Consider the following 14,617-nt stretch of genomic DNA (forward strand, 5'->3'; position numbering starts at 1 on the left):
GCTACTCTGGCCCCATATACGGCCACACGTCTCCCGCCGCCCCGCGCCGGGCGCGCGCCGGCGCGGGCGCCGCGACGACACGGTTGCGAACGGCCGGGTCCGACCCGGTCAGCGGACGACGCGTTCGATCAGGGCCTGCCAGCTGTCGCCCAGAAAACGCCCGACCTCCTGCGCCGGGGGCGCGTCCGTCTCCGGCGTGGACAGGTACAGCAGCAACGGGCCCTCCAGGGCGGCCGTGAGCTGGATCGAGAGGCCGTTGAGGCTGGGCATCCGCACCTCGGCCCGGCCGAGCAGCATGCGGATGTGGAGCTGGGAGACCGACGGCTCGCCGGCCGCGACGGGCCCGCCGCGTTCGATCGATGCCCGCGCGATGGCGTGGTGGTCCAGGAGGAACGCGATGCGGGCGCGGCCGTAGGCGACGAGGCGTTCCACCGGATCGGCACCGGGCCCCAGCGGCGGCGGGCCGGACAGGACCCGCTCCTGGAAGTGCCGCTCGTCCGCGTCCAGCAGCGCCCTGAAGATGCCGGCCCGGGTGCCGAAGCGCCGGAACACCGTGCCCTTGCCAAGACCGGCGCGCTCGGCCAGGCCGTCCATCGTCACCTTCTCGGCGCCGTGCTCCGCGATCATCTCGCGGGCCACTCCCAGCAGGCGCTCGCGGTTGCGCACCGCGTCGGCACGTTCACCGCGCGGCTTCCCGAAGGGCACTGGAAACGGGTCCACACGGCCCAACCTATCGCGCCGGAACAGAAACGGGGTAAAGTCCGTTTACCCGAACACGAGCGGGACCGCGGCTCCGGCACCCCGGCCCGCTGTGCCCCCTGCACGCACCACTTCACCTTGCGAGGAATCTCCCCATGAACCTGTTCCGCCTGGACGCCAGCATCCTGCCCGCCACCTCCGCCAGCGCCGAGATCGCCGACATAGCCGAGGCCGACTGGACCGCCCGGCACCCCGACGCCGTGGTCACCCGCCGGCACCTCGGCACCGATTTCCTGCCCGCCGACGCCTGGGCGGTCGCCACCACCGCGGGCTTCACGCCCGAGACGGACCGCACCCCGGCCCAACGCGAGGCCCTCGCCCTGGCCGCGACCCTGGCCGACGAACTCCAGAACGCCGACGCCGCGGTCCTGGCCGTTCCGCTGTACAACTACGGCGTCTCCCAGCACTTCAAGACCTGGGTCGACCTCGTCATCGCGGGCAGCGGCCCCACCACCCCGCTGCTGAAGGGCACCCCGACCGTGCTGGTCACCACGCTCGGCGGCGGCTACGGGCCCGGCACGCCGCGCGAGGGCTGGGACCACTCCACCCCCTACCTGGAACGCGTTCTCGGCGACATCTGGCAGGCCGACCTCACCGTCATCAAGCGGGAACTCACCCTCGCCGCCACCACCCCCGGCATGGAGGGCCTGCGGGATCTCGCGGAGCAGCAGCACTCCCAGGCACTCGCCGCGGCCCGCGAGGCCGGCCGGGTCCTCGCCGGAAGCTGACCCACGCGCCCGGGACCCGTGGGGCGCCTCGCGTCGCGTGCGGATCGTCACAGGGCACCTGCCGGGAAGGCGAGGCCGCGGAATGACACAGTGGAATCCCAGCCCCGCACCCCTGGAGACAGACCCGTCCATGCGACTGCTGCTCATTCGACACGGCCAGACCCCCTCCAACGTCAAGCACCTGCTCGACACCGCCGAGCCCGGCCCCGCGCTGACCGCTCTCGGGGAGGAGCAGGCAGCCGCCCTCCCGGAAGCGCTGGCGGCGGAGGACATCGGCGTTCTCTACGCCTCGACGCTGATCCGCACCCAGCTCACCGCGGCGCCGCTCGCCGCCCGCACCGGGCTTGAGATCAGGGTGCGGGAAGGCATCCGGGAGCTGTCCGCCGGCGAGCTGGAGATGCGGGGGGACGAGCAGGCGATCGAGGCCTACCTGACCACGGCGTTCGCCTGGTCCGCGGGTGACACCGCGCGTCGGATGCCGGGTGGGGAGAACGGCGTGGAGGCGCTGCGGCGTTTCGACTCCGTGGTCGAGGAGGCCGCGGGCACCGGGGCCGGGACCGTGGCCATGGTCAGCCACGGGGCCGCGATACGCATGTGGTCGGCGGCCAGGGCGGAGAACATCGACTCCGCGTTCGTCGCCGCCCACGAACTGGACAACACCGGCGTCGTCATCCTCTCCGGCGCGCCGGGCGAGGGCTGGCGCGTCGTCCGCTGGGAAGGCCGGGCCCTCGGCCCCGAGGACAGCGTTCCGCACACGAGCGGCCCCGCGGGAGAGCCCGTCGAGGACGCCGACGGCTGAACGGCCGGACGAGCGCCGCGGAGCCCTGGGGCCCGCGGACCGGACGGCCGGTCCGCGGACCCCTCACCTCCCGAGTGCGTCCGCCGAAGCTCAGCGCACGTAGATGTCGGGCTGCGGCGGGCGGGTCATGCCGGCCCCGAGGAAGTAGCTCGGGTGGGGCGGCTGGTTGTAGGCGGTGTTCTGCCAGGCCAGCGCCACCCGGTACTGCGCGTCATGGGCCAGGGTGTGCAGCTTGGTAGTGGTCGGCGTGGTCGTGGCGTAGATACGCAGGGCGCTGTTGTCCGAGTGGCGCCAGATGACTTCCTCGCGCCAGTCGCCGAACAGATCGCCCGAGAGCACAGGGGTCGACTTGGTGCCGTTGCTGGAGGCCACACCGCTGCCGGTGAGCAGCCGGGTGTCGCCGCCGGTGCCGTACTTGTCGATCTGCGTGCCGTTGAGGAGTTCGCGCACGGGGTCGGCGTCCCACCAGACGAGGAAGTTGGCCGAGGAGGGGTTGCGGCCGACGTTGCCGCCGGAGGCGTTGCGGAGCTGGTTCATGTTCGGCCCGGAGCCCCAGAACTCCGCGCCGGGGTTGCCGGCGTGGATGTCGCCGGCGACCCCGCGGCCCGGCCCTTCGTCTCCGCTGGTGGGGGTGCGGTGGATGACCGCGCCGGTGGCGGCATCGTGGAGGTCGGAGCCGGGCTGGTTGCCGGACTCGTGGATGGTGAACACCTCAAGTCCCGGGCGGGAGGGCACGAAGTCTCCCACGTGCAGGGCGTCGCCGTGGCCGAAGCCGGTGGCGTACATGAGGGTGCCGTTGTCGTTGATGGTCGCGGAGCCGTACACGATCTCCTGGCGGCCGTCCGCGTCCACGTCCGCGATCGACAGCTGGTGGTTGCCCTGCCCGGCGGCGCGGGAGTTGCCCGAGGCGTTGGAGTCGAACGTCCAGCGCTTGGTCAGCTCCCCGTCGCGGAAGTCCCAGGCCGCGATCACCGCGCGGGTGTAGTAGCCCCGGGCCATGATCAACGAGGGCCGCTGGCCGTCCAGATACGCGGTTCCGGCCAGGAACCGGTCCACCCGGTTGCCGTAGTTGTCGCCCCAGGAGGCGACGTTGCCGCGCGGCGGGTCGTAGTCCACTGTGTCCATCGCGGCGCCGGTCAGGCCGTTGAACATGGTCAGGTACTCGGGACCGGCGAGGATGTACCCACTGGAGTTGCGGTGGTCGGCACCGGCGTTGCCGATGACCGCTCCCTGCCCGTCGCGCGTGCCGTCGGCCGTCTTCATGGCCACCTCGGCCCGGCCGTCACCGTCGTAGTCGTACACCTGGAACTGCGTGTAGTGCGCCCCGGCCCGGATGTTGCGGCCCAGGTCGATACGCCACAGCCGCTCGCCGCCCAGCCGGTAGGCATCGATATAGACGTTCCCCGTGGTGCCCGACTGGGAGTTGTCCTTGGCGTTGTTCGGGTCCCACTTCACGATCAGCTCGTACTGCCCGTCACCGTCCACATCCCCCGGGCTCGCCTCGACCGGCGTATAACCAGAACCAGGGCTCCGCAACGGAACATCCAGATAGTTCCCCCCGGTGAAACGCAACGACGGCTCCGACGCCGGCTGCTCCACCCCGCCCACCACCGCGCGAACGGTGTACGAGGCGCCGGAAGGGGCCCCACTGTCCAAGTAGTTCGTGGAGTCGGTGACCGGCGAACCGTTCACCCTCGTCCCGTCGCGGTACACGTTGAACGCCGTGTCATAGGTCTCGGTACCCAGCAACCGCCAGGAGACCAGGTTCCCGCTGCCGGAACGCACCGACACCAGACCCCGGTTCAAATCCTCCATCTGCATGCCGTCACCCGGCGGGTCCGGGTTCTGGTCGTCGTCGAGCTGCGTGGCGGTCAGGCTGACCGGGTCGAGGCCGGGCGCCGAGGCCGTGAACGTGGCCGCGCCGCTGCCCGTGGCCGCGGCGGCGATGGTGACGGGCCGCGCGGTGCCCCAGTTCGACGGGGTGAACGTCAGGGCCGAGGGGCCGCTGACGGAGAGGCCTGTGTTGCCGCTCGTGCGGGCCACCGTGACGGTGACGTCGCTCGCTGGCCTGGCGCTCAGCCGGAGGTTGAACGTGCCCGTGGTGCCCCGCGCCAGGGTCAGCGACGAGGGCGAGGCGACAATGGCGACCTCGTCGGCCGGCGGCTCGTCCTCGCCGCAGGCGACGCCGTTCACCGTGAAGCTCGTCGGCGCCGTGTTGACACCCGTGTAGGTGAAGTTGGCGCCGGCCGTCACCGTGGCGCCCGGGGCCAGGCTGCCGTTCCACGACTCGCTGGCGACGGTGACGGTCCGGCCGGACTGCGACCAACGGCCGCTCCAGCCTTCCTGAAGGCGCTGGTCACCGGCGTACTGGTACGACAGCGACCAGTTCGACGCCGCCGCGTCACCGGTGTTCCGGATCGCGACCTCGGCCGTGAAGCCCGTTCCCCAGTCGTTGACCGCGTAGCCCACCTCGCAGGCGAACGCCGCCGCGTGCGCGGTCCCGTTGAGTCCCGTGATCAGCGTCAGCGGGAGGGCCGCGGCCACCAGCGCGGCGACCCGCCCCCGGCGGTGCGAGCCCCGGCGCCCGCCACCGGACAGCCGGGAGAACGGTCGTGCCGATGCGGCAACGCGCCGGGCGTTCGATCGCCGGGCGGCGGACGCGCGTAACGGGGCGGCTTCGCCGCTGGGTGGCCCGACCTGCGAAGACGTTGGTGTTCCGCGCGCTCGGCGCGAACCTCGAAGAAACATGACGGCTCCTTCCGATGAGACGAGAGACCCACCCGACGCCCGAATGAAACGTTTCACAACCTCCGTGCGAGAAAGGCCGGGAAACGAGCGGGGAAGGTGTGGGAGCGCTCCCAAAGAGTAGGGACGGTTCCGGCCCCCCACAAGACATCTGCACCCGGAACCTGCAACGAGCCCGCACGAAACGCACCGCCGCCCGCCGTTCGCATCCCTGAGCCGCACGCCCGGACGCGGAAGGGGTCTTGCGGGCGGAACGAGCCGACCTTCACGACCCTCAGCCGCCGCCACCGGGATCGGTCTCCCGGGCGCCCGTAACGATCGCACGCAACTCATCACTCCACCCCTGCGGCGCCACGAGCGATGGACTCTCCTGCGTCACTTCGATACGGGAGTCCATCGTTTCGTCGGCTTCCATGAACCGCACGTGGAACCTCCGTTCCGGACATGCCACCGCGAGCCTGGCACTCCACGTCTGAACCAGTATCAATCCCAGCTCGCGGTTCGCAGCTCCGACCAGTTCCGCCGGTCCCCTTTCCTGTCGAAATATGTGGGCGACCTCGAACCTGTTGAAGCTGTCAACGGCACCTGTCCACGACATCGGCGCCCAGCCCCTACCTGACACGGGTGTCCGTAGACGTTCCCTGATGTACTGCTCGTCGGCACCCCAGAGCCCCAGGAACACAGCTCCCTCCACTTGCAGGATCTTCGGCCAGAAGAGCCGGGAGTACACGAGGGCTTGCACCGAATCGCCCAGTTCACTCGCATACGCGACCGGGTCGAGAAAGCCCACGCCCGGAAAAGCCCGCAGCAGAATCCGACCCACCGCGACATCCTCGCGCGACGCTTTTCGGTTATTCATAGCGGATCGCTTCGGATCGCCGTGATAGCGCACCGTTAGGGCGTGCCCGTGAGGTTGCCCATGATGGCGTAGAGCTGTTCCGGGGTCAGTGGGGCGGCGGGCAGCGGATGGGCGGCTTCGGTGCGCAGGCCGTCGAGCATGAAGGCGACACCGCGGCGCCACACGTCGGGGGCGGTGTCCTTGGCGGCGCGGGCCAGCAGGGCGTTGGCGCTGAGGATGAACAGCAGGTCCTCGCCGGTGAAGTCCGGGCGCAGGGCGCCGGCCCGCTGGGCCCGTTCGATGATGCTCCCGGCGTCACGGTGGCATCGTGCGCAGACGGCCATCAGGCGTTCGGCGGCGGGGTAACGGCCGCTGATCACGTCATTGATCGCGGGGTCGGTGGCCTGGAGCTCGCCGAGCTTCTCGATGTAGTGGGCGAACCCGTCCCAGGCGTCCTCGGCGGCCAGGGCCTGCTCGGCGACCTCACCGAGGCGCTGCGCGGCCAGGTCGGCGACCACCTCGTCGATCAGCGCCTCGCGGCTGCCGAAGAGGTTGTACAGGGTGCCGTGGCTCACGCCCGCCCGCCGGGCGATCTCCTTGAGCGGGGCGTTCAACCCGCGCTCGCTGAACAGTTCGGCCGCCGCTGCCCGCAGCTTCTCCGCGTTGCGCCGTGCGTCGGCTCGCATCCGGCATTCCTCCTGGTCGTGTACTCGCCATCCATGGTCGCATTCTCACCCCACTCGCAACTTGACCCCTCTATCAACTTGCATGTACCTTCGAGCCAGAAGTTGACCACCGGGTCAGCATAACTTCGGAGCAAGAGGAGCACACCATGTCGAAGGTGATCGCCGTCTTCGGTGCCGGTATCGGGCTTGGCGCGTCCGTCGCCCGACGGTTCGGCCGGGAAGGTTTCCGCGTCGCGCTGGTGGCCCGCCGCAAGGACCGTTTGGACGCGCTGGTCGCCCAGCTCGCCGATGAGGGCATCGAGGCTGCGGCCTTCCCCGCCGACCTATCCGACCCCGCGGGCGTCCCCGAGCTGATCGACGCCATCTGCGGCCACTTCGGCCGTATCGACGTCGTCGAGTATTCCCCGATCAATGGCGACACGGCCTTCACCCCGGCCGCGCAGCTGGACGCGGCCACCCTTCAGCGCCTCGTGCCGCTCCTGCTGCTCACCCCGGTGGAGGTGGCCCGCGCCGTGCTGCTGGAGATGACCGAGCGCGGCGACGGCGCCTTCCTCATGACCACCGGCTACTCGGCCGCCCAGCCCGTACCCCACCTGAGCGGCCCGGGCCCGGTCATGGCCGCCGCGCGGAACTGGCTGTACTCCCTGAACGCGGAACTGGCCGGCACGGGCGTCTACGCCGGCACCCTCACCGTTGCCGCGCTGGTCCTCAACAGCGAGGCCGCCGAGCAGGCGATCGCCAGCCAGGACGCGCCGGCGCCGGACGGCGACTTCGCGGGCGTCCCCACCGTGCACCCGGACCAACTCGCCGAGCGCTACTGGGACATGTACACCACGCGCGACCGCGTCGAGCTGGCGCACCCGGTGGAGCTGACCCCTGTCCCCGCGTCCGCGTGGAGCCCCCAGGACGACGCCCACGCGTAACCGGCGCCTTGTGCGGGCCCCTTCGCTGGAACTCGCCCGCGCCGCCAGGCCGACTCCACCACGACCGCCACTCGCCAGGTCCCGCTGGTGGAGCGCCGACGAAGAACCGGGACACTGACCATGGACCGCATCTTTCACAGCTGGACCGGCCGAGCGGCGGGCGCGGGGAGGCGGACGACGGTTCGACGGGGGAACGGCCGCAAGAGGCGGACGGCTGCACGCCACGTTCCAGGGGCCCGCGTCCCGGGGTGAGGGCGTCAGTCACTCAGTCGGACCCCCGGCGGCCCTCTTCCGGACGGGGGCCTGGGGAGCCAACGAGAACTGGATTCCTGACCTCTTGCGCGCCTTGCGATCAGGACCACGCACCACCAGCCGCACCAGCCATCCGACCAGCACGCTCCACAGCATCCGCGGCAAGGGCCGCGACAGCGGCCGAACCCCGTCCGGAACGGTTCCCTTCCGCTGATGCGCCGCGGGCCCGGGGCCCGAGCGCGGACGTCGACGGGTCCGCGGCCCGTCAGATGACCGCCTTCTCCTCGGTGACCATCACGGCCACCGAATCCATGTCGATGAAACGCGCTTCATCGGGATTGACCAGCGTCCGGTAGTTCTCGGAGGCGAAGAAGGCATCGTGGTCCGCCCAGTCCTCGAACCAGATCTCCGTCAGGCCGTCGTAGGCCCGGGGCGGGTAGTTCGCGGCGGGGACCGGGTGGGACACCCTGTACTTGCGCACGTAACGCGCCGCCTCAGGGATGGACGTGAACAGCGGCGCGTGCCGCTCCCGGTGGTGCTCGACGAACTCCTCGTACGGCATTCCCTCGACACGGTTGATCATGAAGATGAGCTTCAGCATGGCGCTAACCTAAAAGTTGACACCCATGTCAAGGGCAAGTGCACGAGCGGTCAGCGCGGGGGAGTTCGGCATGCGGATCGGTGAACTGTCCGCCCGCACCGGTGCCAGCCCCCGCTCGCTGCGCTACTACGAGGCACAGGGCCTCCTCGCCAGCTCCCGATCACCCAGCGGACAGCGCCACTACAACGAGGAGCACATCCAACGCGTGCGCCTCGTACAGGCGTTCCTGGCAGCAGGCGTGCCCAGCGCCACCATCGCCGAAATGGCACCCTGCATGTCCGAACCGACCCAGGACAGAGCACGGCAGGCACTGGAGATCCTGGGCCGCGAACGGGCCCGGCTGTCCGAGGCCATCGACGACCTCCTCACCGCCAGAACCGCGCTCGACCACCTCATCGACGACAACCACGCCTACCTGGCACGGTCGGCGGACGACGCTCCCTGACCGACAACGTTCGGATCAACGCGCGGCCAGGCGCCTCAGTCGACAACACGAACCGGAGCAGCGAGCAGGCGGTGTCGATGGCGGTCGTGGCGGCCTGCGGTGATGCGGTGATGCGGTGATGCGGTGATGCGGTGGAAAGCGTCGGTTCGTTCTCGACCTGGGCGGCCTCGCGGGCCTACGGAGCGACCGCGTCCGTGGTCAGGGCCCCTGCCCGCAGAGCCGTCGCCAGGCCCCGACGAGGTGTTCATGCGCGATGTGCAGAACCAGCAGCAGCACCTCGATCAGCGCCCGAATGCCCTCCGTATCGCCGTGGGCCTCGACCGCCGCCGCCCACACGCGTCATGGATCGGGGTGCACTCGCCCGAGGAACGGGCCTGCTCCAGCGCGGTCGCGCCGGGGAAAGCGCCCGGCTCGCGAACCAGAGCTTCGAGGCAGTGGTCCAGACCCAGGCGGCAGCCGCCCTTCGCGATCAGCCGCTCGTGCCGAGCAGCCTCCACGTTCTCGTTGTGCACCACCAGGTGAGAGGCGTGCAGCAGCACCCTGACCCGCTCGCCGATCAGTCTCACCGGCGCGGGAGTTCGCCAGGAACAAGGCCGCGTCGAGAGCGGCGAGACGTTCCACAGCCGCGCGCCGCCTTCGGACCGGCGGCGCGTGAGCCTCGCCGTCCAGCACCGGACCACCCGCTGAACCTCCGCCCTACCGCGCCGGGGCGGAGGGGCGCGCCCGGAGCCGGGCGTTGCCACCCGCCTGCGGGGCCGGTTTCATCCGTGCGGGGGGTATGCCGCACCGCCGGCGATCAGCGCGCGGATGTGGTCCGCGCTCGCCAGGGCTCCGTCCTCGCCCACCGCCTCGCGTGCCAGCTCGGCGGCGCGGTCACGCAGCCCGGCCGACTGCAAGCAGGCGCGCACGGCCTCGCGCACGCTCCGGGGCGTGAGCCGATGGGGCGAGAGCTGGACCGCGTTGCCGTAGCGGACGCAGGCCGCCACGTTGTAACGCTGCTCGAACTGGAGGGGGACGCCGACGAAGGGCTTCCCCGACAGACACGCGGTCTGCACCGTGCCCTGACCGCCGTGAATGACGGAGAGGTCGATGAACGGGGCGAGCCTGTGCGCGGGAAGGAGGTCGGTGACGTGCACGTTGCCCGGGACCGCCGCGAGGTCGGCGGGCCCGAGGTACTGGCGCACCGGGGCGAGCACCTCGACGGGGCAGTCCGCGAGGGCCGCCAGGAGGCGGAGGAGCAACCGCCGGTTCCCCGAGCTGCCCAGGGCCAGGTACACCACGGGGCGCCGGCCGTTCGCCAGGTCCTTCACCCGGTCGGGGACGTCCCCCGGCAGCCGCGCGTAGATCGGGCCCACCAGCCCGTAGTTCGGGGGCAGCTCGGGCGCGCGGGCGCCGTGGAGGGCGCGCAGCTCGGTGATGAGGTTCACGTCGGCGTCCAGGGCGGCCAGGGTCTGCCGTGGCAGGCGGACACCGAACTCGCCGGGGACGGTGCGGAAGGCACGGGGCTTGAAGGTCAGGCGCGGCGCGACCGACCGCACGAGCCCGGCGGCGATCCTGTTGGCGGCGCGCCCCGCGGCGCGGCCGTCGGGCAGCACGGGGAAACTGCTCGTCCGGGACAGATGCGGCAGGGAGTAGGCGAACGGCTTGGCGTGGACCAGGGGCAGGCCGCTTGCCCTGGCGGAGATGAACGTGCTGAGGGTGGTGCCGATCACCACGGCGTCGGCGCCGAAGGACTCGAAGACCGCCATCTCGCTGCGCACGCGCGCCCGGATGACCGATTCCGTGAACGGGTGCCGCAGAGCGCGCCCCTGGTCCACCTTGATCAGTTGCCGTCCGTCGGACGCGCTCAGCTCGGGGGACAGCATCCTGAAGGCGAACCCCGCCTCCTCCACGAGCGGGGCGTACACCCGGGAGTAGCCGGTGAAGAGGACATCGGCTTCCGGCAGGTGCCGGGCGATCTCGATGGCGCGCGTCGTTTCGGCGAGGTTGAACGTCTCGGGCGCGAAAACGACCCTGCTCACGTGGGATCACCTTTCCAACGGCCCCGTCGGAACCGTCCTGTTCCCGAAAGCTAGTAGAGGCGGTGAAAAGCAGTCAAGCAAGCCCCGAGCACGCTGACCTCGCTCTTCGTGCCTCACGGTCAGCCGGGCGCTCCCCGAGCGAATCACCGCCCCAGGCCGCGCCCGGATCGATCCCCATGAAGCCGGGGGTGTCCACGATGATGCGCCTGCGGTTCGGATCGTTCTTGAGCTTCGACAGCACTCCGACCTCTCCCCCGCGTGACGAGGCAAAGGACGCCCACACGCCGATCCGCCCGTGCCCCCGCACATCGCGGTATGGCACTCCGTCCGCAGAAGCGGCGACACCAAGACCCGTCGATCCCGGCGCACGCTGGCCCTGCCCGACCGCTGCCGCTCCGCCCTGCGCCAGCACCGCCGGGTACAGGAACGGCAGAGACAGGCCGCCGGCGAGCGGTGGCAGGACAACAACCTCGCCTTCGCCTCCGACACGGGCACGGTCCTGGACGCCGCCAACGTCCGCCGCGCCTTCCGACGCGCCCTCGCCAAGGCCGACGGCATCGACCCCGCCGAGTGGACCCCCAGGGAGCTGCGGCACAGCTTCGTCTCACTGCTGTCCGACCACGACGTCCCCGTCGAGGAGATCGCCCGCCTCGTGGGCCACTCCAGCTCCGAGACCACCGAGAAGGTCTACCGCAAGCAGATCCGCCCCGTCATCCAGACCGGGGCACTGACCATGAACCGCATCTTCCAACGCTGAACCAGCCGAGCGGGCGGGCGCGGGGAACTGGAAAGCAGTTTGGCAGGGGCAGATTGACGAACAAAGGCCCCGTTTCGGGCACCCGCAGCCGGAGTGACAGCGTTGGTCACACAGCCAGACACGCAGTGGCCCCCGCCCTCACGGGTGGGGGCCACTGCGACCTGTGGAGCTAAGGAGAATTGAACTCCTGACCTCTTGCATGCCATGCAACCCCGCCCCTACAACACCAGCCACCCCGACCGCACGCCCCACCCGAACAGCCCACCCACGTCCGCGACCGCCCCTCACGGTCCATGACCGTTCTCCCTAGGCTGGTCGGGCCCCGCGCGCCCCCTCCCGACTCCAGCGCGAAAGCGTCGGGCAAGCCGCAAGGTGGCATCATCGGAGCAGTGCAGTCCCCCGCAACTTCAGCGACACGCCAGGACCGTCGACACAACCGAAGGCTCGCTGCAAAACGCCTTCGTGCTCCCGCACCGCTACCTACCCCTACCTGCGGCTTTACCTTGGGGTCCTCATCGCCCCTGCGAGGGGTTCCAACGTGCTCAGGCGTCGGCCCGTCGGCGCCTGCTCCGCCGGGTCCTCATCGCCCCTGCGAGGGGTTCCAACCCTTCATCAGCCGGGCGTAGCGGTACAGGTCACGGTCGTCCTCATCGCCCCTGCGAGGGGTTCCAACGCGTACGCCGGGGGCGCACGACAACAGCAACGCGCCGCGTCCTCATCGCCCCTGCGAGGGGTTCCAACCCGTAGGGGCACAGGCCCCGGCCCGCGGTCTCGGTCGTCCTCATCGCCCCTGCGAGGGGTTCCAACGCGCCGGTCGGCGTGGGCTTGGGCTTGGCGGTCCGGGTCCTCATCGCCCCTGCGAGGGGTTCCAACACGGCTGGCCCCCAGAGCAGCGCGCGGGTGGAGTAGCGTCCTCATCGCCCCTGCGAGGGGTTCCAACGACAGTACCGGGACGAGCACTTCGACGAGCTGGCCGAGTCCTCATCGCCCCTGCGAGGGGTTCCAACTGGGCTGATGCATCCGAACTGCCGGCACACGATCAGCGGTCCTCATCGCCCCTGCGAGGGGTTCCAACCGGACGACCCCGAGCTGGCCGCGCCCGTGATGGCCCTGTCCTCATCGCCCCTGCGAGGGGTTCCAACCGGAGATGACCAGCGGGAGCGGGACGCCGTAGCCGTGTCCTCATCGCCCCTGCGAGGGGTTCCAACTTGCCGCTGTACCAGGCGGCGTACCGCGACGCCGCCGGGTCCTCATCGCCCCTGCGAGGGGTTCCAACGAGATGCCACCCGGGACGTGGAGGCCGGCGACGCGGCGTCCTCATCGCCCCTGCGAGGGGTTCCAACTTGATCGGCTGGACGTTCTCGACGAGGTACGTGTTGTGTCCTCATCGCCCCTGCGAGGGGTTCCAACACCGCGAGCACGGCGGCGGCCAGCTCGGGCCGCACCTGTCCTCATCGCCCCTGCGAGGGGTTCCAACCCAGCTCAGCCGCCCGTTGCCCTGCCCGCGACCGCCGGTCCTCATCGCCCCTGCGAGGGGTTCCAACGTGCTGGACCGGCGCCGGTGGTGATGCCCGACTGAGTCGTCCTCATCGCCCCTGCGAGGGGTTCCAACGGCACGAGCCACCACCGACCCGGCTCCGTCCAAGTCGGTCCTCATCGCCCCTACGAGGGGCCGCAACCATTACACCAAGTAGTTGACCTGGAACAGGCTGAGGAAACCTCACCGTCCCTGCAAGGGGGGTGCAACACGGGCTGAAGAGCGACCGGAAGAGGCATGAACCCTCGGTTATCTGGTCGCCAACCGGAGCCTGCCCTGAACGACGCGGGCCACGGCATGGTCCCGCAAGTAGGTCGCTAGTCTTCAGACCCGGCTTGACTCGCGCACGCCATGTCGGAGTGCACGACGGAACGATGCCACTAGAACCAGAGCATTGCGGTTGCAACGACGATGAGGCCACCGACGGTTCGGCCACACACACCTGAAGGCGATCACGGAGTGCGACGGGGCGTGCCGGCGGGTCGCGTCCAGTTGCAGTCAGGGCGCATCGCGGACCGGACGCCAAGATCGTTCCAGCTTCGCGGCTGGCGCGACGCACCACCCTCAAGCCGGAGCCCAGCCCTCTGGGCAGATATCCCACTGAATGCCCTGGTAGAGCGCGTGACGAGGCAGGAACGACCACCGCCCCGGGGCCGGCTACTGCCCCGGGGCAATGCACGTACCCGATCGGAGCGGGAGTCCCCTCGTAGGGTCATGATCAACAAACCCGCGTGCAGCCATCCACAGGTTAGTTGTTACCCCTGCACGCACGCGTCCTGTAGGGGCGATGAGACTTCGATCATAGGCCCGGATCACTCCGCGCTCCGCCCGCATGTGCCAATGTAACGACCCGCCGACGAACGGGACGCACGCTTTGCCGTCCTCACTCAGTGAGCGCCCCAGCCGGAAACATCGTAACCAGTGGATGGAAGCCACTGGTACCGTCATCCCAACGAGCGGCGATCCCGCTTCCGCGGCTTGCCACCAAACATCCCAACAACCCGACATCCAGTCAGCCGTCGGGACCGGACAGCGGAACCCACAGGGGGGACATGCCTACACATTTGAGCTCTTTACCGCGCACAGAGCAGGGACAAGCGAAGCTCACCGATACGCTGCGTTCGGGCGAATCCGCGACGCACATCTGGCCCCACAGCCTCACGACTGCGCTTCGGCAGGGCGCGCGCCAACCGCAACCCCGATTTGGTTCCGCCTGCACCAAGAAGGCAGGGGAGGCACGGTTCCCGTGACACCGAAACGGTCACGCCGGCCGCCACGACGCAGATCGCCGCGAAGCACCCTGGCAAGGGTCAGGGAAGTCGTCGGCATCGCGGGCTCGGCTATGCAAGCCCTTTACTACGCCGTCCGATTGTTCTGTGAACGGTGGAGCCCCTGACGCGAGACGAGCCACCAGCGTGGCATGAGGGCTGGCAGCGCATGCTCGCGTCACCTGCCTCATCGCCCCTGAGAGGGGCCCAACACACGTCGCTGTGTCCGGCATCTGTCGCTCCGGGCTCGTCGCCCTC

The 14,617-nt window shown here is 70.1% G+C and carries 11 protein-coding genes, 1 tRNA gene, 2 pseudogenes and 1 CRISPR repeat array; of the genes and pseudogenes, 5 read left to right on the top strand and 9 right to left on the bottom strand.

Going from position 1 to position 14,617, the window contains the following annotated elements; all coding sequences use genetic code 11:
- Positions 1–108: 108 nt before the first annotated feature.
- A complete protein-coding gene (locus LC193_RS08320; protein WP_226072987.1) occupies positions 109–720 on the bottom strand; it encodes a TetR/AcrR family transcriptional regulator in 612 nt (203 codons plus the stop codon).
- Between the two features lie 134 nt (positions 721–854).
- On the opposite strand from LC193_RS08320, the gene LC193_RS08325 reads away from it, so the two are divergent.
- Complete coding sequence (locus LC193_RS08325) at positions 855–1,487, top strand: FMN-dependent NADH-azoreductase (RefSeq protein WP_226072988.1); 633 nt, start codon at positions 855–857, stop codon at positions 1,485–1,487.
- 130 nt (positions 1,488–1,617) lie between these two features.
- A complete protein-coding gene (locus LC193_RS08330) occupies positions 1,618–2,286 on the top strand; it encodes a histidine phosphatase family protein (protein ID WP_226072989.1) in 669 nt (222 codons plus the stop codon).
- A gap of 90 nt (positions 2,287–2,376) precedes the next feature.
- On the opposite strand, the gene LC193_RS08335 is transcribed toward LC193_RS08330, so the two are convergent.
- The 4 genes and pseudogenes from LC193_RS08335 to LC193_RS08350 all read right to left on the bottom strand — a co-directional run bounded on the left by LC193_RS08335 (position 2,377) and on the right by LC193_RS08350 (position 6,555).
- Positions 2,377–4,233, bottom strand: a complete 1,857-nt coding sequence (locus LC193_RS08335; protein WP_450264592.1) for a rhamnogalacturonan lyase — start codon at positions 4,231–4,233, stop codon at positions 2,377–2,379.
- A 240-nt stretch (positions 4,234–4,473) separates the two neighbouring features.
- Positions 4,474–5,364, bottom strand: a pseudogene (locus LC193_RS29070) (cellulose-binding domain-containing protein); the annotation flags it as partial.
- Positions 5,306–5,854 carry a hypothetical protein gene (locus LC193_RS08345; RefSeq protein ID WP_226072990.1) on the bottom strand — a complete coding sequence of 183 codons (549 nt, stop codon included), beginning with the start codon at positions 5,852–5,854 and terminating at the stop codon, positions 5,306–5,308. The pseudogene LC193_RS29070 and the gene LC193_RS08345, both read right to left, overlap by 59 nt.
- Before the next feature lie 71 nt (positions 5,855–5,925).
- Positions 5,926–6,555 (bottom strand): TetR/AcrR family transcriptional regulator, encoded by a 630-nt coding sequence (locus tag LC193_RS08350; RefSeq protein ID WP_226072991.1) that lies wholly within the window; start codon positions 6,553–6,555, stop codon positions 5,926–5,928.
- A 146-nt stretch (positions 6,556–6,701) separates the two neighbouring features.
- Here LC193_RS08350 and LC193_RS08355 point away from each other — a divergent pair, with 146 nt between their 5' ends.
- The gene (locus tag LC193_RS08355) at positions 6,702–7,478 is read left to right on the top strand and encodes an SDR family NAD(P)-dependent oxidoreductase (RefSeq protein ID WP_226072992.1); all 777 of its coding nucleotides are present in this window, start codon (positions 6,702–6,704) and stop codon (positions 7,476–7,478) included.
- A gap of 517 nt (positions 7,479–7,995) precedes the next feature.
- Here LC193_RS08355 and LC193_RS08360 read toward each other — a convergent pair.
- Positions 7,996–8,331, bottom strand: coding sequence for an EthD domain-containing protein (locus tag LC193_RS08360; RefSeq protein ID WP_226072994.1), 336 nt, complete (start codon positions 8,329–8,331; stop codon positions 7,996–7,998).
- Between the two features lie 70 nt (positions 8,332–8,401).
- Here LC193_RS08360 and LC193_RS08365 point away from each other — a divergent pair, with 70 nt between their 5' ends.
- On the top strand, positions 8,402–8,776 hold the full coding sequence (locus tag LC193_RS08365; protein WP_226072996.1) for a MerR family transcriptional regulator: 375 nt from the start codon (positions 8,402–8,404) through the stop codon (positions 8,774–8,776).
- Between the two features lie 281 nt (positions 8,777–9,057).
- On the opposite strand, the gene LC193_RS08370 is transcribed toward LC193_RS08365, so the two are convergent.
- Together LC193_RS08370 and LC193_RS08375 are read right to left on the bottom strand one after the other, a co-directional pair.
- Positions 9,058–9,342, bottom strand: a complete 285-nt coding sequence (locus tag LC193_RS08370; protein WP_226072998.1) for a hypothetical protein — start codon at positions 9,340–9,342, stop codon at positions 9,058–9,060.
- A gap of 195 nt (positions 9,343–9,537) precedes the next feature.
- Complete coding sequence (locus LC193_RS08375) at positions 9,538–10,797, bottom strand: glycosyltransferase (RefSeq protein WP_226073001.1); 1,260 nt, start codon at positions 10,795–10,797, stop codon at positions 9,538–9,540.
- 268 nt (positions 10,798–11,065) lie between these two features.
- On the opposite strand from LC193_RS08375, the pseudogene LC193_RS08380 reads away from it, so the two are divergent.
- A pseudogene (locus LC193_RS08380) lies at positions 11,066–11,554 on the top strand (tyrosine-type recombinase/integrase); the annotation flags it as partial.
- 164 nt (positions 11,555–11,718) lie between these two features.
- Here the strand turns inward: LC193_RS08380 and LC193_RS08385 are convergent.
- Positions 11,719–11,788: transfer RNA gene (locus LC193_RS08385), tRNA-Ala, on the bottom strand.
- 274 nt (positions 11,789–12,062) lie between these two features.
- Positions 12,063–13,233: a CRISPR direct-repeat array (repeat unit 30 nt; unit sequence GTCCTCATCGCCCCTGCGAGGGGTTCCAAC).
- Positions 13,234–14,617: the final 1,384 nt, after the last annotated feature.

It is taken from the genome of Streptomyces marincola, assembly GCF_020410765.1.
Classification (GTDB): domain Bacteria; phylum Actinomycetota; class Actinomycetes; order Streptomycetales; family Streptomycetaceae; genus Streptomyces; species Streptomyces marincola.

Excerpts from the sequence above, each read along its gene's own strand:
- LC193_RS08325 (WP_226072988.1), top strand. The coding sequence starts at position 855 with ATGAACCTGTTCCGCCTGGACGCCAGCATCCTGCCCGCCACCTCCGCC.
- LC193_RS08330 (WP_226072989.1), top strand. The coding sequence starts at position 1,618 with ATGCGACTGCTGCTCATTCGACACGGCCAGACCCCCTCCAACGTCAAG.
- LC193_RS08350 (WP_226072991.1), bottom strand. The coding sequence starts at position 6,555 with ATGCGAGCCGACGCACGGCGCAACGCGGAGAAGCTGCGGGCAGCGGCG.
- LC193_RS08355 (WP_226072992.1), top strand. The coding sequence starts at position 6,702 with ATGTCGAAGGTGATCGCCGTCTTCGGTGCCGGTATCGGGCTTGGCGCG.
- LC193_RS08360 (WP_226072994.1), bottom strand. The coding sequence starts at position 8,331 with ATGCTGAAGCTCATCTTCATGATCAACCGTGTCGAGGGAATGCCGTAC.
- LC193_RS08365 (WP_226072996.1), top strand. The coding sequence starts at position 8,402 with ATGCGGATCGGTGAACTGTCCGCCCGCACCGGTGCCAGCCCCCGCTCG.